Genomic DNA, 22,654 nt, shown 5'->3' on the forward strand with positions numbered 1-22,654 from the left:
TATGTTTTGTTTAATTCTGAACGTAATCAAATATAAAGCAAATTTAAGGCAAACCAAATTATGTTAAATGCAAAATCTTCTTCTGTTTTAGCGGTAGAAACATCAACTTCTGCTTGTTCAGTCGCATTATTGCATCAAGGCCAAGAATATATTCAACATGAAATATTACCGCAAAAACATGCTCATAGAGTTCTAGAGATGGTAAATCAGGTAATTGAAGAAGCCGGTATTAAGCCTAATGAAATTGATTTATTGGCTTTTGGAGAAGGTCCAGGAGCCTTTACAGGAATTCGTATTGCATCTGGAGTGATACAAGGTTTAGCACTAGGATGGGATAAGCCTGTTTTAGCGGTTTCATCTTTACTGGCCATGGCTGAAAAAGTGTTTTCTCAACAAGAGCCTCTAGAGGATACGGAGTGGTGTGCTATTCTTGATGCTAGAATGAAAGAAGTTTATATTTTACGTGGTAAATATATTCTACAAACAAAAGAGCTTATTGCTGATCAGCCGTTGATGATATCTCCGGAACAACTAAAATCGTTTCTTCCTAAAAATAAAAGCTGTATTGGTGTTGGTGATATTAAAGAGATATACCCTGAATTGGTTGATTATTTTGAACATTGGTATGAAGCTCTACCTGAAGCGGTTTCAATCGCTAGAATAGCTCAAAATAATGACCAAGATGCGACTAACTTAAAGCAGGAAATACCTAACCCATTGTATTTACGTAACCACATTGCTGACACCATAGAAGAGCGTAAAAATAAAGTAAAATAATAAATAGTAGCGTTAAAGACTTGAGTTTTATCGTGCTGGATGAATTTGTCTTTCTCTGCTTAAAAATTAAGCAGTAATGCTAAAGTATAAGACTTTATTGGTATTTTTTAAGTTAATATTTTATTACACACATGTTTATCCACAGTTAATGTGAATAACCTTTTTAGATTGTACTCAACAAAACGAGGTGATCCAGTGAAGCAAGCTAGTTATAAACGTATCTTAGTGGCTGTAGATTTCTCAGAAAACAGTGCTAAAGCAGTTAGCAAGGCTAAAGAGATGTCACAAAAATGTCATGCAGAATTACAACTCATTCACTTTGTTGAAATACCTGTTTATCCGGTGTTAGAAGATGTTGCTGTAATGGGGATGCCAGGTTTGTGGGATGAGTCGGTAAGCCAAGGCTTGATAGAATCATCAAACAAAAGGCTAAGTGAATTAGCTAAATCTTTTGATATTAACGATTATGAGACCTTAAATGGTATTGCAAGTGTCGATATAGTCGATTACGCCGATAGAAAACAATGCGATTTAATTGTGATGGGGGCTCATGGATTAAAAGGTTTACAGCATTTAATTGGCTCAACAACTAATTCAGTAATTAATCATGCAAAATGTGATGTATTAGCGGTTCGTCTTTAGTTCCCTAAAAACATTCGGCTTAATTTAAAGGCAAATAAAGGCAAAACTTCAAATGAGTATTAAATTAAAGGTATTTTTAGCGGCTTTATTTCTTATGGTGACGACGTTAAGTCACGCTAATGAGTTTAATGTTGGAGAAACCGTTTTTGTAGCTTATCCTGCGGCTAATATTAAGGATGATGCCTTTATTGTCGGTAAGGTTAATAGAATAATGCCTAATGGCGATTTAAAGGTATCTGTGATTGATTATGTTGAAGGCCATGATTATGGCGTCTCTTGTGTACCTATGGGTAAAAATGATACCGGTAAATCTATTCCTTCTGATACCGATAATATTTGGGATTTATGGACAGATACTACAAAGCTAGATAAAGAGAAATTAGATTATATTGTTGCTAAGAAAGATGTCTTAAAACTAGGTAGAGGAAAGACTTATTTTATTGAAAGAAATAATTTATATATTGTTTTTGGTCGCTGGAAATCAGATGCACCTATGTTAAGTGCAGAAAGAATGAGTGAAGCTGAAAAACAGGCTCAAGAAAACGGATTGGCTGAAATGGTTCCTGCGTTTGAACTTGCAAAATTACAACGTAAAAGTTTTTATGGTGATTTTGGAAGACCTTTAATGCCCTTTGAATCTGTTGCACCAATGGTAAAAGCCTTAAAAGCAATTCAGCAGCAATTCAATAAAGATCCCAGTTTAAAAAAAGATTGGTTTGCAAAAAACAGAGATTGGAAAAAGATATCTAAAAATACCAAGCGTTATTTTTTGATTCAAGCTATCGATAAAATTGTAGAAGATGCTAAGAACTTGGTTTATGAAGACGGGGTAGAGGATGCTGCTCCAAAAGATTTAGAACAGCTAAATAAATTTATTAAAGAGTTGTCTAGAAAATAATTTTTAACTTATTGTTTTAGAATGATTTGTGTAACTTATTCTCTATTCTGTTAGTTTTCTTTTGTTGGTTATCTTTTATTTAGGATGATGATAATAAGTTGCATTTAAGTAATCTGCTACCTCATTTACCTCATCATCAAATAAACCTATATGTAAGTTTGAGTTACAAAAAGCGACAGTCTTTACAAGCTTTTCATAGGTGTCTGTTTTTTGCGGATTATAAGGTTTAGCAGCATGACACTTCATACAGTTAGCGGAATCATGAAGTGCTTTACCTGGCATTTCTGAAGCTGATGCATTGTTTGAAAACAGAATATATCCAAGTGCCACTGCAGATAATGATTTAACTGAAGTCAAAGTTTTCGATTTAGTATTCATATTCATTTTTCTAGCCCTGGTTAAAGTAAATCTAATTGTTTTTTATTTTCTACAATTCTCATTCTAATGAAATTTAGCTTATTAGCTATCAATATTATGGATAGATATCAAAAAGATATTAATAATGAAAAATAGTTGCTGGAATGGTTTAAGCATAAAATACCCACTTTAACTTTTAACAAAGAATCACAATAAAGAGAATATATGAGTGAAGTAACTTACATTAAGGGTAAAGATGCCTGTTTAGAGAATTCTATTGCCAATATGCATAATGTATTGAAGGAAATGGGCTTTCAAATTAAAGAAGCGTCATGGCTTAACCCGGTTGATAATGTATATTCTTTGCATATTCATGATGAGCGTTGTCCTGGCTTATTTACCAACGGTAAAGGAACAAGTCGCAAAGCAACATTAGCCAGTGCCTTAGGCGAGTTTTTAGAACGACTATCAACCAATTATTTCTTTTCTGATTATTGGCTCGAACAAGCTGTTCAAAAAAATAACCAGGCCTGGTTATATTATCCTGATGAAAAAACCTTTAATGAAGAATCAATCAATCAATGTTTAACACCTGATTTATGGAAGTTTTACGATTCAACTAATGAATTAGGTTTTAATGAATTACTCAGTTTTAATGACTCAAATGAGTTAGTTAGAGCAATTCCTTTAATCAATGCTCATACTTCAGAAGCGGTTTATTTTCCGATGAATTTATTGAGTAATTTATATGCAAGTAATGGTTTGTCAGCTGGAAACACAGCATTAGAAGCTCAAGTCCAAGGTTTGTCAGAGATTTTTGAACGCTGGGTAAAAAATAAAATTTTAAGAGAAAACCTATGTCTTCCTGAAATACCCGATGACATCATTCAAGGGTTTCCTACAGTGGTTGAAGCAGTTGAGGCATTAAAAAAACTGGGGATTAAAGTTTCGATGAGAGATGCTTCTCTAGGCGGCCATTTCCCTGTAATAAATGTCACGTTATTTGAGCAGAAAACAGGACGTTGCTTTGCCTCTTTTGGTGCTCACCCCATTTTTGAGGTTGCCTTAGAAAGAACCTTAACCGAATCACTTCAAGGGCGTCACCTTGATAATCTTGATGGTTTTCAACTTCCAGTCTTTGACGAGTTTGCTGTTGCAGAAGATGAAAATATCGAAAACCACTTTATTGATTCAAGTGGTCTTATCCACGCTAACTTTATCTCCCAAAATTACGATTATGAGTTTGTAAACTGGGATTTTTCTGGTGAAACATCTTCTCAATGGCAGGTATTGTGTGAACTTGTTCGACAGCAGGGTACAGAGGTGTTTGTAGCAAATTATTCTCATTGCGGGTTTCAGGCATGTCGTATAGTTGTACCAGGTATGTCTGAAGTCTATCCTACTGAAGAGTTGATTGATAGTAACCAAAACGTTGGTAGATTATTACGTGAAGCATTGTTTGACCTGCCAGAAAATCAATCTTATATAGAACTAGCTGAACTAATTGATGATTTAGGATTAAGTGATCATCAAGGCGTAGCCTCTTTAATTGGTTTAATGCCAGACCCTGGTTCTTTCTGGTCTGAGGTTAAAGTAATAGAGCTTAAGTTGTGGGCCTTGTTAGCAGCTCAGGAGTTAGAGGCCGCTTTTGAAGTGGTTCAAGATGTAATCTATTATGTTAATCCTAAAAGTTCTTGGATGGTTAAATATCAGGCTCTAAAATTCTGTTTAGAGATGATGTTGGAAAACACTGTAGATAAAACCGTGACTCAATTATTGTTTGGTGAAGAGTTAAGTTACCAGGCCTGGTCTTTTGTAGAAGGTAAAGCAATATTTGATAATCAAGAATTGGGCGTGTCTATATTTAGTCAATCAATAAGGCATCAGTCCTTAATAGAAATATACAAACTTGCAAATGAAGTTAAATTGAAAGGGCTAAATTAATTGGGTTAATTTAATTGGGTTAATTTACCTTTTTAAATGAAAGTTATTTAAAAAGCATATAGTTGGATATAAAAAAGCACATAGAAATATGTGCTTTTTTATTATATTTATAGAGCAGAATAGTATTTATTCGTTCTATTCAGCTTATAACGTAAAACTAAAAATCATAGATTAAAGTTAACATGGTTTGAGTATCTGTCTTTTTAGTCCTTTCTGCTGGGTTGTCGTTATGACGATACTTATAAGTTGCTTTTAAGTTCATCTTCTCAGCTACTTTTACTTTGAAGCCAGTATTACTTTCAAGCTTTGTACTATTTTCACCTGAAGTTACCGATAGATCTTGAGTGAATTTTACTTGTTCATTGATTTTATGGCTAAAGTCCAATTTTGCTATACCAACAGTCTGTGAATCACTTTTAGTTCCTGCAGTACTATAATCTGTATTTTGATAACCTAAACCAATTTCACCATTTAAGAGAGTGTCTTTAGTTTTATATAAAGACTTACCTAAACCGATTGAGAAGGTGCTGTCTAAATCAATATCGGCAAATTTATTTTTCTCAAAACGCGCTCCTACAAAGCTGTAATAGCTTTTTTCAGCGTTGTAATAACGGTTTCCTTGTAAATCTACAATATAACGTTCTTCAGTTTGAGTGCCATCTTCAGATTTGTAATTACCTTCAATCAAAGATTTTAAAGTATAGTTTTGTTGGGTATATTTTAGTTTTAATGCACCATAAAAAGAGGTGTTCACTGTATTACCCGTGCTGTCGCTAAATCCTAATTCACCAGAACCAGAAATTCCGTTAGGAGTATCTGTATTGGCTTGAACGTTTATAGCTAGAGCAGTAATTGCCAGTGCAAATAATGATTTAATTGTTGCGTTTTTCATAATAACTCCTAGGAAGTTTAGCCGCTTGATTTTCAGGTTTTATAGTGGCCTGATTTAAAAGAAGTAGTGGATTTTAAAGAGAAAATTAAGAAACGCAACTTTTTGAGCATTTAAAATAAGTTAACTAGGGTAATTCTCTAGCTTTTAAAACATAAAATTTATAAGCAATTCACCCAATTAAACATACAATTTTGGTAAAATGCAGGTAATTTGATCACCCTTTAATACTTGAATGTATTGATTTAGTTGGAATAAAAATATATGAAACTTGATTTTTTAGATTTTGAACAACCTATTGCTGAGCTTGAAGCCAAAATTGATGAATTGCGTCACATGGATCGTGATGATAATAATCTTTTGCATGAAATTTCTTCTCTTGAAGATAAGAGCAAAAATCTAACGGAATCTATCTTTAAAAAGTTAACTGATGTCGAAATTGCTAAAGTGTCTCGTCATCCACAAAGACCATACGCTCTTGATTATATAAATGAAGTGTTTACAGATTTTAAGGAGTTGCACGGTGATAGAGCATTTGCGGATGATGAAGCTATTGTTGCTGGTATTGGGCGTTTAAACGGTCAGTCAGTTATGGTTATCACTCAAGAAAAAGGACGTGATACAAAAGAAAAAATTCGTAGAAATTTCGGGATGCCGCGTCCTGAAGGTTACAGAAAAGCATTACGTCTAATGAAAATGGCAGAGCGTTTTGGTTTGCCTGTTATTACATTTATAGATACTCCAGGTGCATACCCGGGTATTAATGCTGAAGAACGTGGTCAAAGTGAAGCAATTGCTCGTAACTTAATTGAAATGTCTGAACTTAAAGTACCTATTATTTGTACTGTAATTGGTGAAGGTGGTTCAGGTGGAGCATTGGCAATTGGGGTTGGGGATGTCACTATGATGTTGCAATACAGTACCTATTCTGTCATTTCTCCTGAAGGTTGTGCTTCAATTTTATGGAAAAATGCAGCCAATGCTGCAGATGCTGCTGAAGCTTTAGGTATTACGGCAAAACGATTAAAATCACTAGGATTGGTTGATGAAATCATCCCAGAACCACTAGGCGGGGCGCATCGCGATTATAAAGCTTCAGCTCAAAATGTAAAAAATGCCTTAGTTTCTCAGCTAAATGTTTTAAAAGTAAAGCCTATCGAAGAATTAGTTGCGGCACGTTATCAACGTTACATGGATTATGGTAACTTTGAATCGGCTTAACTGTCGCCATAAATTCACTCCTTTCTTTCACCTTTATTTTTAAATAGGGGTGAAAATGCTACCATCAGATTACGGTTCTGATTACTCTATTAACTCCTCGGTCATTAATTTTCTTTCTAGTGTTAATGATGGTGATATTGTCTTTGTTTCTTTTAGCGGTGGCTTGGATTCAACAGTTCTTTTGCATGCTATTAATGAAAATTTAATCAAATTATCTTTATCTACCAAGTTGGTAGCTATTTATGTTGATCATGGTCTTCAGTCAGATTCTAAAATATGGGCAAAGGATTGTGAGCAATTTTGTAAAGAGTTTTCTATTGACTTTGTAGGGTTGCAAATTAAAGTTGATTCAACCGCTCGTAAAGGAGTTGAAGCAGTTGCTAGAGCACTACGTTATCAGGCGATTTTAGACTATATAGATAGCTATTCTGTTGAATCCAAGCATTGTGTTTATTTATTAACGGGCCATCATCGTAAAGACCAGGCTGAAACGTTTTTATTAAACCTATTTAGAGGTGCCGGTGTAAATGGGCTTTCTTCAATGCCTATAAGCCGTAAGTTAATGACGAACAACGCGATTGAAGTCATTCACTCAAGGCCTATTCTGGATGTGCCTTATTCTGATATAGAGCAATATGCTGCCACTAATAACCTACGTTATGTGACAGATAAAACGAATTTTGAAACCATTTATAAGCGAAACATAGTTAGGCATAAGGTTTTACCTGAGCTTGAAAAAGTTTGGCCTCATGCCGAGACAACTCTTATTAGAGCAGCTCAAAATATGCAAGAAGCCGCCGTTCTATTAGATCTTTATGCTGAACAAGAATTAAAGAGTTACTCTCATAACACTCACTATTTAACAATTAAGCCTTTTATTGAAGAGTCTTGGATAAAGCAAAAAAATATTATTCGTTTTTGGTTAAAGTCATATTCACCACAAATTATTTTAAGCCACTCTCATTATCAGTGGATTGAAGATGCCATTAAGCAATTTGATGAAAGTCAAAACCATGGTTTTAGGTATGAGCTGCCAGGTGGATCTTTAAGGATTTATAAAAATAAACTGTATTTTCTTGAAAAAAACCCACAAAAATATTGCTATTATTTTGATAGTTTTGCTCAGATAATAAATACTGTTAAAAGTAATGATGATTTTTTTTATTCCTTCACTTTCAATAAGTTGTATTCACCTCTAAATATTAGTGTTAGAAATATTGAGAAGGCAGATAATTTAAAAAGAAAAAAATTAAAATTATTTTTTCAGAAAAATAATATTCCAATTTGGGAAAGATTGGTATGGCCTGTTTTAGAGGTTAATGGTGAGTTGGTTGCTGTGCTTGGATGTCCAAACTGTATTGCCAAAAATGAAGATGCAGCGTCAGGTATAAACAAGCAGACTACAATCAATATTTCTGAAGAGCAGTGTATGCAATGGATGGGCATAATTTAATGTACTATTCTTGAGTTGTTTTATATTTTTCATAAGTATTAGTTAGCTCATTGGCGAGCGAGTGAAAGTATAATTAATTCATTGCTGAAATGGGTGTATTAAGCTATAATTCCCTTCCATTCTGATACCTTCAATCGTAATTTCAAAACTTCAAAAAGTGTTTATTGATGACTAAATTTATTTTCGTAACAGGTGGTGTGGTTTCTTCTTTAGGAAAAGGCATTGCAGCGGCTTCTTTGGGAGCATTGTTAGAGGCTCGAGGCCTAAAGGTTAGCATGCTAAAAATGGATCCGTATATTAACGTTGATCCAGGAACCATGAGCCCTTTACAGCACGGTGAAGTATTTGTTACTGACGATGGTGCCGAAACCGATTTGGACTTGGGCCATTATGAGCGTTTTGTTCAACGTAACTTTACTCGTAGAAATAGTTTTTCTACAGGCCAGGTGTATGAGACGGTTATTCGTAATGAACGTCGTGGTGATTATCTGGGTGGAACCGTTCAAGTTATTCCCCATATTACTGATGAAATTAAAAAACGTATTCAAAAAGCAGCCTCAGGGTTTGATGTTGTCTTGGTTGAAGTAGGTGGTACTGTTGGTGATATTGAGTCACTGCCTTTCTTAGAAGCCATTCGTCAGTTAAGTATTGAAGTAGGGCGCGATAGAGCAATGTTTATGCATTTAACATTGCTACCTTATATTGCCGTGGCTGGAGAAGTTAAAACTAAGCCAACTCAACATTCTGTAAAAGAGCTACGTTCTATTGGTATTCAGCCAGATGTATTAATTTGTCGTTCTGAAATGGCTTTAGAAGAGAGTGAAAAGCGTAAAATTGCTTTATTCACCAACGTTGAGGAGAGGGCGGTTATAAGCTCTTTAGACGCGGATACTATCTATGCCGTTCCGAGAATGTTACATGAGCAAGGTCTTGATGAGTTAGTTGTTAAAAGACTTGGAATCGAGGCTAAGCCTGTTAATCTATCTGATTGGGATGAAGTTGTTAATGCTCAGTTAAATCCAGATAAAACTGTTGAAATTGCAATGGTCGGTAAATATGTCGATTTAACAGAAGCGTACAAATCATTAATTGAATCATTGATCCATGCTGGAATTCATACTAATACTCGAGTCAATATTGATTATATTGATTCTGAATCTTTAGAAACCGATGGAATAGATGTACTTAAAAATAAAGATGCTATATTGGTTCCAGGTGGATTTGGCGAACGTGGTGTTGAAGGTAAAATTTTAGCTATTCAATATGCTCGTGAGAATAAAATCCCTTATCTAGGTATTTGCCTAGGTATGCAGATGGCCGTGGTTGAGTTTGCCCGAAACGTTGCTGGTTTAAAGGATGCTCATAGTAGTGAACTTAACGCCAATACTCCACACCCAGTTGTAGCACTTATTACAGAATGGACTGATGAAAACGGTGTTAAAGTTGAAAGAACTGAAGATGCTGATTTAGGTGGTACCATGCGTCTAGGCGGTCAAAACTGTGTTTTAACGCTAGATTCAAAGCTGCGTGAGGTTTATGGTTCTGAGGTAATCCGCGAAAGACATAGACATCGCTATGAGGTAAATGATGGTTACGTTCCAAAGTTGGAAGAGGCAGGTCTAATCATTTCTGGACGTTCTGAGGATGGTAACTTAGTTGAAACAATTGAAGTAGCTGATCATCCATGGTTTATTGCATGTCAATTCCATCCAGAATTTACCTCAACACCAAGAAATGGACATCCACTATTCACAGCGTTTGTTCAAGCAGCTAATGCTTATAAAGCAAAAGGTTAATATAAATGAATTTATGTGGTTACAACGTTGGTATTGACCAGCCGTTTTTTTTGATTGCAGGTCCTTGTGTTATAGAGTCTGAACAGTTGGCAATTGATACTGCGGGTCAACTAAAAGAGATGACTGAATCATTAGGGATTCCTTTTATCTATAAATCTTCATATGACAAAGCAAACCGTTCTTCAACTAAAAGTTTTAGAGGTTTAGGGGTAGAGGAAGGTTTACGAATTTTACAAAAAGTCAAAGATGAAATTGGCGTGCCTGTTTTAACCGATGTACATGAAGATACGCCTTTAGACGAGGTAGCTTCTGTTGTGGATGTAATGCAGACTCCTGCATTTTTGGTTCGACAAACTAACTTTATTCAAAATGTTTGCCGCCAAGGTATTCCTGTAAATATCAAAAAAGGTCAATTTCAAGCACCTTGGGATATGGACCAAGTGGTCGCTAAAGCACATGAGGTGGGTAATGAAAACATCATGGTTTGTGATCGTGGTACTTCATTTGGATATAATACTTTAGTATCTGATATGCGTGGATTGGCTTCTATGAGATCAACGGGTTGTCCTGTTGTTTTTGATGCGACTCATTCAGTACAGCAACCTGGTGGGCAAGGTACAACTTCTGGCGGACAAAGAGAGATGGTGCCTGTTTTAGCTAGAGCTGCAATTGCAGCAGGTGTTTCAGGTGTATTTATGGAAACTCACCCAGACCCAGCAAATGCCTTGAGTGATGGACCAAATATGTGGCCAATTGGCAACCTTAAGCCGCTACTAGAAACGCTAAAAATGTTAGATGATACTGTGAAGAAACAAGGTTTTATTGAAAACAGTTTGTTAGGTTATTAGACAAATAAGATTGTCATTTAGTCGTCACATAAGAATTTTATAATAAACAAGATTACATAGAAATTTAAAAAGAAGTAGGAAGTTAGAATGTCATTAATTAAAGATATTAAAGCACGTCAAGTTATTGATTCGCGTGGTAACCCAACCGTAGAAGCAGATGTTATTTTAGAAGATGGATCTATGGGGCGTGGTATTTCACCTTCTGGTGCATCTACAGGCTCTCGTGAAGCGATTGAGTTACGTGATGGAGATAAGTCTAAATTTGGTGGTAAAGGCGTTCTAACTGCCGTTAATAATATCAATACTGAAATTAAAGACGCTTTAGTTGGTAAAGATGCAACCAATCAAGCTGCTATTGATGGAATCATGATTGAATTAGATGGTACTCACAATAAAGCACGTCTAGGTGCAAATGCCATTCTTGCCGTTTCTATTGCTACAGCACAAGCAGCAGCTAAATCAAAAGGTTTGCCTTTATACGCTTACCTAAAAACAGATACTTATAAAATGCCTGTACCAATGATGAATATTATCAATGGTGGTGAACACGCAGATAACTCTGTTGATTTCCAAGAATTCATGATTATGCCAGTTGGTGCCCCAACTATGTCAGAAGCGATTCGCTACGGTGCTGAAGTTTTCCATGCACTTAAAAAAGTATTGCATGATAAAGGTTATAACACAGCAGTTGGTGATGAGGGTGGATTTGCTCCTGACCTTAAATCTAATGAAGAAGCATTAACGGTAATTCTAGAAGCAATTGAAATCGCTGGATATAAAGCTGGTGAAGATATTATGATTGCTATGGATGCAGCTTCATCTGAATTATATAAAGATGGTATGTATACTTTAGGTTCAGAAAATAAAACATTAACCTCAGAAGAGATGGTTGATCTATTATCTAGCTGGGTTGATAAATACCCAATTATTTCAATTGAAGATGGTTTAGATGAATCTGACTGGGATGGTTTTAAATACCAAACTGAAAAAGACGGACACCGTTTACAGATTGTTGGTGATGATTTGTTTGTTACTAACCCAAAAATCCTTGCTGAAGGGATTGAAAAGGGAATCGCTAACTCAATCTTAATTAAAATCAACCAGATTGGTACTCTAACAGAAACTTTTGAAGCTATCGCTATGGCTAAAAAAGCGGGTTATACAGCAGTTGTATCTCACCGTTCTGGTGAAACTGAAGATACTGTAATTGCTGATATTGCCGTTGCAACAGGTTGTGGTCAAATCAAAACTGGTTCTTTATCACGTACTGACCGTATCGCTAAATACAATCAATTGATTCGTATTGAAGAAGCCTTAGGTGCAGAAGCAGTTTACCCTGGTAAAGATGCATTCTACAATCTTAAGTAATTACAATTTACCAGGCCTGGCAATGTGAAAAAACTTTATCTTGCATTTGCTATCCTGATTGTAATATTACAAGTTCGTCTCTTGTCCTCCCATGGGGGGCTTGGCGAACTTTTTTCGTTACAGGAGCAGCTAAAAACGCTTGAAAATTCATTAGAAGAACAGCGTCTTATTAATGCTAAGTTAGCTGAAGAGGTGAAGTCTTTACAGTCCAGTCCTAAATCTATTGAAACATTAGCAAGACAAAACTTGGGGATGGTTAAAAAAGATGAGGTATTTATAAAGGTGATAGAGCTAAAACCAGATAAAGTTTTAGAAAGTCAGCCTGCCTCTGAAAAAGAAAAGATTGAATTAGATAAAACGAATTCATCTCAAGAATGAGTATGAATAATTATTGCGGTTTTATAGTTAATTTTTTTAATCTATCAATTTGACTATCTATTACTGGGCTTTTAGCAAAATGTTAACTGCACCAGTGCCACCTTGCTTTTCAGGCGTACTTGCAAAAGCAATGACATTTTTAGTTTTACGTAAGATAAGATTTACCAGGTTCTTTAGAGCTGGAAACTCTTCGTGTGAGTTGTAACCTTTGCCATGAATAATTCTAATATTACGACTTTTATCAGAATAGGCTTGGTTTAAAAAATCTATGATTTCAATTTCTGCTTCTTCAATAGTTAAGCCATGCAAGTCTAGACAATGTTGTATAGATAATTCACCTTTTTTTAGCTTGTTAAGCTCTTGTATTCTAACGCCTTTTTGGTGGTAAATTAGACTCTCAAATGCTGTGACTTTCGCAACCTGTTTACCCTTAAATAAATTAGGCATTATTGATTGTGGTGAGTTTTTTGGTTGGTGCTTGTGTTTGTTTCGTACACGTTGAATGATTTCTGACTCTGATGTTTTTTTAGCTCCATAATCAGTTTTTTGTGTCCTCTTACTTTCAGCTAGAGGCACAACATCTAACATGGCTTCTAGAAACAGGTTTTTATCTTTTTCTTGCATCATTATGGCTATATAATTGGGCAAGCTATTTGGGTAACAAGTAACCAGATAGCTTTTGTTGTGAATTGATTATGATTTTTCCATTTATTTAAAGGTATTGTACATTATGAAAATCCTACTCTCTAATGATGATGGATATTTTGCCCCAGGCATACAAACTGTTTTTAAAATGGTTAAAGAAAATCTTCAATATACTCGATTAGATATTGTAGCTCCAGAACGCAACAGAAGTGCGGCTAGTAATTCATTAACTCTTCTTGAGCCCCTACGAATGAGTCTTCATTCTAGCTTAAGTGATGATCCAAAAAGTCATGTTTATAGCGTCAATGGAACACCTACCGATTGTGTGCATTTAGGCATGAATGGTGGTTTAGGTTATCAACCAGACATTGTTTTATCAGGAATTAATGCTGGAGCTAATATGGGTGATGATGTCCTTTATTCAGGTACTGTCGCCGCGGCTACTGAAGGCCGTTTTTTAGGTAAGCCATCTATTGCAATCTCTCTTTGTGGTGATCAATATTTTGATACTGCTGCAAGCGTATTACTTAATATAATCAATGAGTTGCCAAAATTATCTTTAACGCCTGATACGATTATTAATATCAATGTGCCAGATATTCCATTAGAGCAGTTAAAAGGTATTAAAGTAACTCGATTAGGTAAAAGGCATATCTCTGAACCTGTAGTGAAAGAAACGGACCCTAGAGGTTTGCCAATATTTTGGATAGGGCCTGCAGGTTCAGCTGCTGATGCAGGTGAAGGAACCGATTTTTACGCCGTTGAACAAGGTTATGCCTCTATTACTCCTCTTAAAATTGATTTAACTCACTATGAAATGATGGAGAGGATGCACGCATGGGAAAAAGGGTTGAGTATTGTTTAGTCTTTTTAATGCTTTATTAAATGATTTGTTGTTTTTAGCTTGTTCGACATGAAATATAAAAATTCAGCCTTTGAGGCCTATCAAGGAGTTGGCATGACTTCGCAGCGAACGCGCAATCGTTTGGTTGAGCGTTTGGTTGAAAAGGGTGTGAGTGATGGCCCTGTTCTTGACGCTATGAGAGCCGTTCCACGCCACTTGTTTATTGATGAAGCAATGGCCTCTAGATCTTATGAAGACACTGCTTTACCGATAGGTTATGGTCAAACCATTTCTCAACCTTGGGTTGTTGCCAAAATGACACAGTGGCTATTAGAAACACATCAACCAATCAAAAAAGTTTTAGAAATTGGAACGGGTTCAGGATATCAAACCGCTATACTCTCTATGTTGGTTGAAAAAGTTTATAGCGTTGAACGTATACAACCTCTTTCGGAAAGGGCTCAATTAACGCTCAATAAACTTGAGTTAGATAACGTTGAGTTCGCATTAAGTGATGGGCATTGGGGATGGGCTGAAAAAGCTCCATTTGATGCTATTATTTCAGCGGCTTCACCTGCAGAATTACCTTTAGAACTTATAAATCAATTAAAAATGGGTGGTCGTTTAGTAATGCCAATTGGTGAGTCTAAGCAGCTACTTTATGGTTTTGTTAAAACACCAGAGGGCGTGACCAAAACCTGCCTAGGAGAAGTTATGTTTGTTCCCATGAAGCAAGGGGTTGAGAATTGAAGATTTTTACACCCCTTTATGATTTAGCCATTAAATGGTCGAAACATGAGCATGCTCCAAAATATTTATGTGGATTGAGTTTTGCTGAATCTTCTTTTTTCCCAATTCCGCCTGATGTCATGCTTATGCCAATGAGTTTGGCTAAACCGCAAAAAGCGATTTATTTTGCCTGGTTAACCACGTTGTTCTCTTTATTAGGTGGCGTGGTTGGTTATTTAGTTGGTTATTTAGCTATGGATTTGTTGATGCCGACAATTGAGTCATTAGGGTATGCTGCTAAAGTTGAAGAAGTAAATAAATGGTTTGCAGAGTATGGTGTGTGGATTGTTTTTGCAGCAGGTTTTAGTCCTATACCTTATAAGCTTTTTACACTCAGTGCTGGAGCCAGTTCAATGGCTTTTATTCCTTTTGTTATAGCCTCATTTTTTGGTCGTGGTGCACGTTTCTTTTTAGTAGCTACTTTAATGAAGTGGGGTGGCCAAAAATTTGAAACAAGTATTCGAAAATGGGTTGACTGGATTGGTTGGACCTTAGTACTATTGATTATAGTTTATATTGGTTTCAAAACGTTTGCTTCAGATTAAATATAAAAGCGTTTTATTTAAGTTTCCATTAATTTTAATCTTTTTAAAGTAGTGTAAAAAAATAGAATTTAAATATGCCTTTTATTTATTCACAAACAGCACAAAAAATTATTCTTTTAGGTTCTTTTAGTGTTTTATTGAGTGCCTGTTCTTCGCCACTTAAATATGAGCCAAGAGAGTATAGTTCTTCAGCTAATAATCAATCTATTAGCCCAAATACAGGCAGTTGTCGTTCTCCTTATGTTGTTAGCTCAGGAGATACCTTAAGTGGTATTTCAAGAGAGTGCGGCGTTAATATGCAAGCGATAGCAAAGTTAAATGACTTGTTGCCACCATATATTATCTATGTAAAACAAGAGTTAATTTTGCCAATTAAGCAAAATGAAGATTACAAAAAAAGTGAAGCTCGATCTTCTCAAAACAAAGTAACAACACAAAAAACGGCTACAAACACTTCAGTTAGAAATATCGAGCAAAAAAACACGGCGAATAAAGCAGTAGCGAACACGTCAACTAATAGAGCTTCTACTACAGCGTCCAAAAAAGTAGTTAATACCTCAAAAACATCTCGTCAGGTTACCGCCAAAGCGATAGATCGCTCAGACAAGAAAAAAACAAGCACCAAATCCAGAGCTTGGCAATGGCCGATGCATAAAGGTCTTTCTTATAAATATTTAAGAGACCATGCTGGTTTGTCCGTTTTAGAAATCTATGGCGTTCCAGGTCAAAAGGTTAAAGCCGTTGCACCTGGAAAAGTAGTTTATGCCGGCAATGGCATTATTAATTATGGTTGGATGCTGGTTATAAAACACGATAATGACTATATGTCGATTTATGCTCACAATAGTGCTTTACTTGTAAAAGAGGGGGAAACGGTAAAAGCGGGTGAAACTGTTGCAACTATGGGAGCAACAGGTAATACAAAAGTACCAAAGCTTTACCTTGAGGCAAGATACCAAGGTAGAAAAATTGATATTAAAAAGATTTTAAAACCTTAGTTGTTTTTTATTTTAAGAGAATGTCTGTTTAGCTTTATTGCATGATTAAGGCTAATACAATATCTCTATCTTCAGTGGTCAATACATTATAAGTTCTACAAGCTGCATCGTTAGCCATAACTTCTAATCCCACACCTTTTGATACACAATAAGCAAAAAAATTAGGTTCAGGAAATGTTTGTTTATCTCCGGTTCCTAAAACAATGACCTCTGGCTTTTCTTCAAAAAGCATATCTAATAGTTCTGTTGAGAGTTCTTCAATTGCCTTGCAAGGCCAGTTATCTTCAACTTTAGTTTGGGTTAAATAGCAACTTTGGGTTAATTCTAAGTTATTTACTTTTACCAGGCCTGGTTCGTAGCGTTTTACAGCATAAACATTTGAGTCTCTGTGTTCAGTAAATTTCATCTATTTTGTCCATTTAATGTTGCTCAATAATGAAACTAATTATAGCGAATTGTTTGCAGCTAAGTTGGAATGATACTCTCTGAGTACTAAATTATAAAAATGTGAGTGACGTGGGGTGCAATTTTATATTCATTTTTTATCAATTAACATTAAGCTATATCCCTAAAATTGGTGATTTATAGACGATTTTCAATTGACGAAAAAAATGGATGCTGTATCATTATTGCTTTACTTATTTTCCTCTCAAAAATCAGAAATCTAACACCTTAAATACAGAGCTAGAAAGAGTTCTTGGGTGAATTAATATTGTCTTTTGGCACTTAATTTTATAGTTAGATGACGTTGAGACCTTGATAGAAGGCATACATTCGTGGCAGACGATTTTCAAAGAATAAACAGACTACCTCCTTATGTTTTTAACATTGTTGGCGAGCTCAAGGCTGAAGCACGTCGCAGAGGAGAGGATATTATTGATTTTGGTATGGGAAATCCAGACCAAGACACGCCTAAACATATCGTTGATAAATTAATTGAAGTAGTGCAAAGAGAAGGCACGCATCGTTATTCTGTATCGCAAGGTATCCCTCGTTTACGTAAAGCTATTTGTAATTGGTATAAAACAAAGTTTGATGTTGATTTAGACTATGAAACCGAAGCGGTTGTTACCATTGGTTCAAAAGAAGGTTTAGCACATTTAGCTCTTGCAACGGTAGATAAAGGTGATACGGTTCTTGTTCCTAATCCAGCTTACCCAATTCATCCATATGGTTTTGTGATTGCGGGTGCGGATATTCGTCACGTTAAAATGACACCAGATACCTGCTTTTTTGATGAGCTAGAAAAAGCCATTAAAGAGTCATGGCCAAAGCCGAAAATGTTAGTGCTTAACTTTCCAGGTAATCCAACTACACAAACGGTTGAGCTAGATTTCTTTGAAAAAGTGGTTGCCATTGCTAAAGAGCATAATATCTGGGTTATTCATGATTTAGCATACGCAGATATTGCCTTTGATGGATATAAAGCACCTTCCATTATGCAGGTTGAAGGAGCTAAGGATATTGCGGTTGAGTTTTATACTTTATCAAAAAGCTACAATATGCCAGGCTGGCGTGTAGGTTTTATGGTGGGTAACAAAACGTTGGTTAATGCTTTAAAACGTATGAAATCGTATTTAGATTATGGAACCTTTACGCCAATTCAGGTTGCTGCCATTGCTGCTTTAGAAGGGCCGCAAGAGTGTGTACAAGAAATTTCAGATATGTACAAATCTCGCCGTGATGTTTTGTGCCAAGGTTTAAATTCAATCGGTTGGAAAGTAGAACCACCAAAAGCCACTATGTTTGTTTGGGCTCCAATTCCTGATGAATACAAAGCAATGGGTTCAATTGAATTTTCTAAAAAGCTTCTTCAAGAAGCTAAAGTTGCGGTTTCACCAGGTATCGGATTTGGTGATTATGGTGATGATCACGTACGTTTTGGTTTAATTGAAAACGAACACAGAACTCGTCAAGCCATTCGTGGTATTCGCGATATGTTTAGAAATGATGGCTTAATCAATCAAGATTAGTTAATGTCGTTGGTCAATTTAATGGGTTAAATTATTTAACTCAATTAATTAATGAAAAGATTACACATAAAGAATAATCGTTAGGAAAGAAAAAGAATGAAGACTGTTAAAGTAGGGTTGCTCGGATTAGGTACTGTTGGTGGTGGAACGGTTGATATTTTAACCAACACTATGCCTGAGATTGAAAGACGCCTTGGTCAAAAAATTGAAGTAACGATTATTGCCGTACGTGATTTAAATCGCTCTCGTCCTGTTGATACAACCGGCATTATTATGACTGACAACACAGAAGACGTTGTTAATCATCCTGATGTGGATATTGTAGTTGAATTAATGGGTGGAACAGGCCTGGCAAAAACCTTACTTGAAACAGCCATTAAAAATGGTAAACACATTGTGACAGCAAACAAAGCACTGATTGCCGAACACGGCAATGCTATTTTTGCATTAGCAAAAGAGCACAATGTGATTGTGAGCTATGAAGCGGCTGTTGCAGGTGGAATCCCTGTTATTAAAGCTGTTCGTGAAGGTTTGGCAGCTAATAAAATTGAGTGGGTCGCTGGTATTATTAATGGTACTGGTAATTACATTCTCACTGAGATGAAAAAACCAGGAGCGGATTTTGCCAAGGTATTAAAAGTGGCTCAAGAACTTGGTTATGCAGAAGCAGATCCTACTTTTGATGTTGAAGGTATTGATGCCGCTCATAAGTTAACTATCTTAGCGTCTATCGCATTTGGTATAGAGTTACAGTTTAATAAAGTCTATACAGAAGGGATTAGCAAGATTTCTGCTGATGATATTCGTTTTGCTCAACAGTTAGGTTATGAAATTAAACATTTAGGTGTGGCAAGTAGAGCTGATAATGGTTTTTCTTTACGTGTTCACCCAACTTTAGTTCCAAAAGAAGTATTGATTGCTAATGTAAATGGCGTAATGAATGCGGTAATGGCAAAAGGTAATCATGTTGGACCTACTATGTATTATGGTCCAGGTGCGGGAGCTGGCCCAACAGCTAGCTCAGTGGTTGCTGATATTATTGATATTATTCGTTGGCAAGATCAGCCACAACAAGATCAAGTACCTGCTTTAGGGTTTATTTCTGAACAGCTTGAATCTGCTCCTGTGGTTTCTATTGATGAAATAACGACCTCATATTACATTCGTTGTTTTGCTAAAGATCATTCAGGTGTTTTAGCTCGAGTTAGTTCTATTTTTGCAGAGTTTGATATAAGTATTGAACAGATGTTACAAGAACCATCGGCTGAAAAACCTGAAGATGCAACCTTAGTTATTATCACTAATACGGTTAAAGAAGCCATAATGAATAAAGCCTTATCTGCTTTAGCGGCATCAGATGATATTGCTGGTGAAATTCAGAGAATAAGAGTAGAAACCTTAGATTAATCAACTGGTTAATAGATATTTGTTTGTATGAATCTATGTTTTAAAAGTCGGGCTTGCCCGGCTTTTTTATTGCACAATAAAGGAGAAAACCATTGGCACAAGCTCTAACCCTATGGGCTCCGAATTTACTGAATAGTTTGAGAGTAAAAGAAGCACAAGAGGCACTTGAAAAAATATCGTTACCAGGCCTGCAAACTTTATTGGCGAAAGGTGATTTTTTTCAATCTAAACCCCAAAGCTTTCACCAGCAAGCAAGTTATCTATTTCATCAAACTGAGTGTTTGCCTATAGCGGCTACTCAGGCATCAATAGAATTAAACAGTTTTGATGCTTCTCATTTTTGGATTAGTGTTGATCCTGTGCAGATGATTCCTGATAGAGATACCTTGGTATTAATACCTGGTAAGAGCTTGCAAATAACTGAAGATGAGTCCAAACAGCTTTTAACTGCTTTTAATGAGCATTTTGCCGAAGATGGTGTGCAACTTGTTTGGGCAAATACACATCACTGGTATTTATCGATTGTTCAAGCGGTTGATTTGCATACCACTGAGTTAGAAAAGGTATCTTATCAATCGGTTAATCCATATTACCCAACTGGTAATGCGGCACAGTATTGGCGACAGCTATTAAATGAAACACAAATGTTGTTTTATACTCACCCTGTTAATGAGGCCAGAAGAGAGCAGGGTTTACCTGAAATCAACAGTGTTTGGGTTTGGGGTGAAGGTAAAATTGATTTTTCTAAATTAAATATAAGGCAAGATGCGGCAATTTGGTCAGACGAACCTTACTTACAAGGTATGGCTAAATTAACTCAAGCTCAAGCTATGGGTTTTGTTCCAAATTACCAGGCCTGGCTAAATCAGCTTGAACCTCTAGAAGATAAAGCTCAATCAATCACAAAACATTTAGTTCATTTAGATCAGGTTGCAGAAAATTTAGAATATTTGCAGATGTCTGAGTGGATTGAATTGCTTGAGCAATTGGAAACACAATGGTTTGCTCCTTTAGTGCAAGCATTAAAAGAGGGAAGTATTGATTCATTATTGTTGGATCTTGGTCAAGAAAGCCGAGTACACCTAAAACCAAGCCATTTAAAACGTTTTTGGCGTTTTAAGAAAAAACTATCCTAAGGAACCACTGGAACCACTGGCACCACTGATCCAAATAGAGTTTCCCCAAAGTCAGTGAATTAATTTGAATGAAATGATTTTTTAGCCATTTTTGCTCGTTTATGATCTCGTGCAAAGCTCTCATACTCTTTTACAAAATAGAGTGGGAAAAACAGAGTAAATTTCGAGTATAATTCCGGCTAATTAAATTATTTAGAATCCATATAAATAGGTTTGTTATGAAATTTATTGAAACCCGTGGCAATGATGGCCAAAGACCGACTTCAATTACGTTTGCCCAGGCAATCTTAAGCCCAATGTCTTCATTTGGCGGCATCTATTCACCAGAAAGCTTGCCATCATTTGATTTAGATTTTATACAGTCACATATTGATTCTGGTTACAAAAAATTGGCTAAAGATATTTTAGCGATGTTTGAAGTCGATATTGATGAAGCGGTGATTGATGAAGCTTTGAGTTTATATGATAAATTTGACGATCCAAGCAATCCTGTGCCGGTTGAAAAAGTGTATGACGATTTATATGTCAGCGAGCTATTTCACGGACCAACACGTGCTTTTAAAGATATGGCACTTCAACCTTTTGGTTCAGTATTGTCTGCCGTGGCAGAACAGCGTAATGAAAAATATTTAATTTTAGCTGCAACCAGTGGCGATACTGGGCCTGCAGCATTAGAGACATTTAAAAACCGTAACAATGTTCAAGTTGCCTGTATGTATCCCGATGGTGGAACCTCAGACGTTCAGCGTTTGCAAATGGTAACTGAAGATGCATCTAACCTTAAGGTTATAGGTATTCATGGTGATTTTGATGATGCTCAATCGGCATTAAAAATGTTGTTAACTTCTGATGCCTTTGCAGCTTCATTAAAAGAGCACAATATCTCTTTATCAGCGGCAAACTCAGTAAACTTTGGGCGCATTATTTTTCAAACCATTTATCACGTTTATAGTTACTTAGAGCTTGTTCGTCAAGGTGCTATTAACCTGGGTGATAAGGTTTACCTAAACGTTCCAAGCGGAAACTTTGGTAATGCATTAGGTGGCTATTACGCTTATAAAATGGGTTTGCCTGTTGAGCAAATTCATATTGCTTCAAACAATAATAATGTTTTAACTAAGTTTATTACAACCGGTGAATATGACCTACGTGATGTGTCTGTGATTCCGACTACATCACCGGCTATGGATATTCTTAAGTCTTCAAATATTGAACGCATTTTATTTGATTTATTAGGTGCAGAACGTACTAAAGAGCTTATGCTTCAATTAGATAGCGATAAGTTCTACAAGATTAATGCAGATGAATTAGCTAAGGTGCAGGAGATTTTTGCGGCAGATTTTTGTACCGATGAAGAAGGGCTTGATTACATTAAACAAGCGTTTTCTGTTGGTTATTTAATGTGTCCTCATACCGCAACCTGTTTTAAAGCTTATGATACTTGCCGTAAAGATAAGAGTATTAAAACGATTGCCTATGCAACGGCTGAGTGGACTAAGTTTTCTCCGATTATTGCCTTTGCATTAACAGGTGAAAAGTTTGATAAAGACATCGATGCTCTAAAAATGATTGCTGAAAAAGCCAATGTTAAAATGCCAGCACAGATTGCTGAGCTTTTTGATAAACCGATCGCTCAACCTACGGTTATTGATAAAACCGCTATTGAGTCTGAGATTTTAAGTTTTTTGAGTTAATCTCGTTAGTAACCTCTGTCTAAACTGTCTTGTCTCTTTAAATATCAATTTA

Annotated in this window: 22 protein-coding genes; 18 read left to right on the top strand and 4 right to left on the bottom strand. The window is 36.0% G+C overall.

From position 1 onward, the window contains the following. The first annotated feature begins 60 nt into the window (after window positions 1-60). The 3 genes from tsaB to ACORJQ_RS07215 all read left to right on the top strand — a co-directional run bounded on the left by tsaB (window position 61) and on the right by ACORJQ_RS07215 (window position 2,317). The gene (gene tsaB / locus ACORJQ_RS07205) at window positions 61-777 is read left to right on the top strand and encodes a tRNA (adenosine(37)-N6)-threonylcarbamoyltransferase complex dimerization subunit type 1 TsaB (protein WP_321323235.1); all 717 of its coding nucleotides are present in this window, start codon (window positions 61-63) and stop codon (window positions 775-777) included. A gap of 195 nt (window positions 778-972) precedes the next feature. Continuing rightward, window positions 973-1,419, top strand: a complete 447-nt coding sequence (locus ACORJQ_RS07210; protein ID WP_321323237.1) for a universal stress protein — start codon at window positions 973-975, stop codon at window positions 1,417-1,419. 52 nt (window positions 1,420-1,471) lie between these two features. After that, window positions 1,472-2,317 (top strand): hypothetical protein, encoded by an 846-nt coding sequence (locus ACORJQ_RS07215; RefSeq protein WP_321323239.1) that lies wholly within the window; start codon window positions 1,472-1,474, stop codon window positions 2,315-2,317. A gap of 75 nt (window positions 2,318-2,392) precedes the next feature. On the opposite strand, the gene ACORJQ_RS07220 is transcribed toward ACORJQ_RS07215, so the two are convergent. Next, on the bottom strand, window positions 2,393-2,701 hold the full coding sequence (locus ACORJQ_RS07220) for a hypothetical protein (RefSeq protein ID WP_321323241.1): 309 nt from the start codon (window positions 2,699-2,701) through the stop codon (window positions 2,393-2,395). 198 nt (window positions 2,702-2,899) lie between these two features. Here ACORJQ_RS07220 and ycaO point away from each other — a divergent pair, with 198 nt between their 5' ends. Then, window positions 2,900-4,618 carry a 30S ribosomal protein S12 methylthiotransferase accessory factor YcaO gene (gene ycaO, locus ACORJQ_RS07225; protein ID WP_321323243.1) on the top strand — a complete coding sequence of 573 codons (1,719 nt, stop codon included), beginning with the start codon at window positions 2,900-2,902 and terminating at the stop codon, window positions 4,616-4,618. A gap of 157 nt (window positions 4,619-4,775) precedes the next feature. On the opposite strand, the gene ACORJQ_RS07230 is transcribed toward ycaO, so the two are convergent. Next, the gene (locus ACORJQ_RS07230) at window positions 4,776-5,510 is read right to left on the bottom strand and encodes a DUF481 domain-containing protein (RefSeq protein WP_321323244.1); all 735 of its coding nucleotides are present in this window, start codon (window positions 5,508-5,510) and stop codon (window positions 4,776-4,778) included. Window positions 5,511-5,771: 261 nt separating this feature from the next. On the opposite strand from ACORJQ_RS07230, the gene ACORJQ_RS07235 reads away from it, so the two are divergent. The 6 genes from ACORJQ_RS07235 to ACORJQ_RS07260 all read left to right on the top strand — a co-directional run bounded on the left by ACORJQ_RS07235 (window position 5,772) and on the right by ACORJQ_RS07260 (window position 12,571). Beyond that, a complete protein-coding gene (locus tag ACORJQ_RS07235; RefSeq protein WP_321323246.1) occupies window positions 5,772-6,728 on the top strand; it encodes an acetyl-CoA carboxylase carboxyltransferase subunit alpha in 957 nt (318 codons plus the stop codon). Between the two features lie 55 nt (window positions 6,729-6,783). Further along, entirely contained in the window at window positions 6,784-8,181 is a 1,398-nt protein-coding gene (gene tilS, locus ACORJQ_RS07240; protein ID WP_321323248.1) for a tRNA lysidine(34) synthetase TilS, read from the top strand. Between the two features lie 167 nt (window positions 8,182-8,348). Beyond that, entirely contained in the window at window positions 8,349-9,977 is a 1,629-nt protein-coding gene (locus ACORJQ_RS07245) for a CTP synthase (protein ID WP_321323250.1), read from the top strand. Window positions 9,978-9,982: 5 nt separating this feature from the next. After that, window positions 9,983-10,825, top strand: coding sequence for a 3-deoxy-8-phosphooctulonate synthase (kdsA, locus tag ACORJQ_RS07250; RefSeq protein ID WP_321323252.1), 843 nt, complete (start codon window positions 9,983-9,985; stop codon window positions 10,823-10,825). A gap of 87 nt (window positions 10,826-10,912) precedes the next feature. Continuing rightward, a complete protein-coding gene (eno, locus tag ACORJQ_RS07255; protein WP_321323254.1) occupies window positions 10,913-12,193 on the top strand; it encodes a phosphopyruvate hydratase in 1,281 nt (426 codons plus the stop codon). Between the two features lie 24 nt (window positions 12,194-12,217). Next, entirely contained in the window at window positions 12,218-12,571 is a 354-nt protein-coding gene (locus ACORJQ_RS07260; protein ID WP_321323255.1) for an FtsB family cell division protein, read from the top strand. Window positions 12,572-12,631: 60 nt separating this feature from the next. Here ACORJQ_RS07260 and ACORJQ_RS07265 read toward each other — a convergent pair whose 3' ends face one another. Next, on the bottom strand, window positions 12,632-13,198 hold the full coding sequence (locus tag ACORJQ_RS07265; protein ID WP_321323257.1) for a Smr/MutS family protein: 567 nt from the start codon (window positions 13,196-13,198) through the stop codon (window positions 12,632-12,634). Between the two features lie 103 nt (window positions 13,199-13,301). Between ACORJQ_RS07265 and surE the strand changes: the two genes are divergently transcribed. From surE to ACORJQ_RS07285, 4 genes are all read left to right on the top strand, one after another. Next, a complete protein-coding gene (surE, locus tag ACORJQ_RS07270) occupies window positions 13,302-14,081 on the top strand; it encodes a 5'/3'-nucleotidase SurE (RefSeq protein ID WP_321323259.1) in 780 nt (259 codons plus the stop codon). Between the two features lie 93 nt (window positions 14,082-14,174). Further along, window positions 14,175-14,810, top strand: a complete 636-nt coding sequence (locus tag ACORJQ_RS07275) for a protein-L-isoaspartate(D-aspartate) O-methyltransferase (protein WP_321323261.1) — start codon at window positions 14,175-14,177, stop codon at window positions 14,808-14,810. Continuing rightward, window positions 14,807-15,394: a YqaA family protein gene (locus ACORJQ_RS07280; RefSeq protein WP_321323264.1), complete on the top strand. Its 588-nt coding sequence runs from the start codon at window positions 14,807-14,809 to the stop codon at window positions 15,392-15,394. The genes ACORJQ_RS07275 and ACORJQ_RS07280 overlap by 4 nt, the downstream gene beginning before the upstream one ends. Window positions 15,395-15,468: 74 nt before the next feature. Beyond that, a complete protein-coding gene (locus tag ACORJQ_RS07285) occupies window positions 15,469-16,392 on the top strand; it encodes a peptidoglycan DD-metalloendopeptidase family protein (protein ID WP_321323266.1) in 924 nt (307 codons plus the stop codon). 34 nt (window positions 16,393-16,426) lie between these two features. Here the strand turns inward: ACORJQ_RS07285 and ACORJQ_RS07290 are convergent, their stop codons facing one another. Then, window positions 16,427-16,798 (bottom strand): Mth938-like domain-containing protein, encoded by a 372-nt coding sequence (locus ACORJQ_RS07290; RefSeq protein WP_321323268.1) that lies wholly within the window; start codon window positions 16,796-16,798, stop codon window positions 16,427-16,429. A 370-nt stretch (window positions 16,799-17,168) separates the two neighbouring features. Between ACORJQ_RS07290 and alaC the strand changes: the two genes are divergently transcribed. From alaC to thrC, 4 genes are all read left to right on the top strand, one after another. Further along, window positions 17,169-18,365, top strand: a complete 1,197-nt coding sequence (gene alaC / locus ACORJQ_RS07295; protein ID WP_321323270.1) for an alanine transaminase — start codon at window positions 17,169-17,171, stop codon at window positions 18,363-18,365. 96 nt (window positions 18,366-18,461) lie between these two features. Then, a complete protein-coding gene (locus ACORJQ_RS07300) occupies window positions 18,462-19,772 on the top strand; it encodes a homoserine dehydrogenase (RefSeq protein ID WP_321323272.1) in 1,311 nt (436 codons plus the stop codon). 92 nt (window positions 19,773-19,864) lie between these two features. Beyond that, window positions 19,865-20,908 (top strand): hypothetical protein, encoded by a 1,044-nt coding sequence (locus ACORJQ_RS07305; protein WP_321323274.1) that lies wholly within the window; start codon window positions 19,865-19,867, stop codon window positions 20,906-20,908. A 218-nt stretch (window positions 20,909-21,126) separates the two neighbouring features. Further along, window positions 21,127-22,602, top strand: coding sequence for a threonine synthase (thrC, locus tag ACORJQ_RS07310; RefSeq protein ID WP_321323276.1), 1,476 nt, complete (start codon window positions 21,127-21,129; stop codon window positions 22,600-22,602). Window positions 22,603-22,654 lie beyond the last annotated feature (52 nt).

Source organism: Thiomicrorhabdus sp., assembly GCF_963662555.1.
In the GTDB taxonomy this organism is placed as follows: domain Bacteria; phylum Pseudomonadota; class Gammaproteobacteria; order Thiomicrospirales; family Thiomicrospiraceae; genus Thiomicrorhabdus.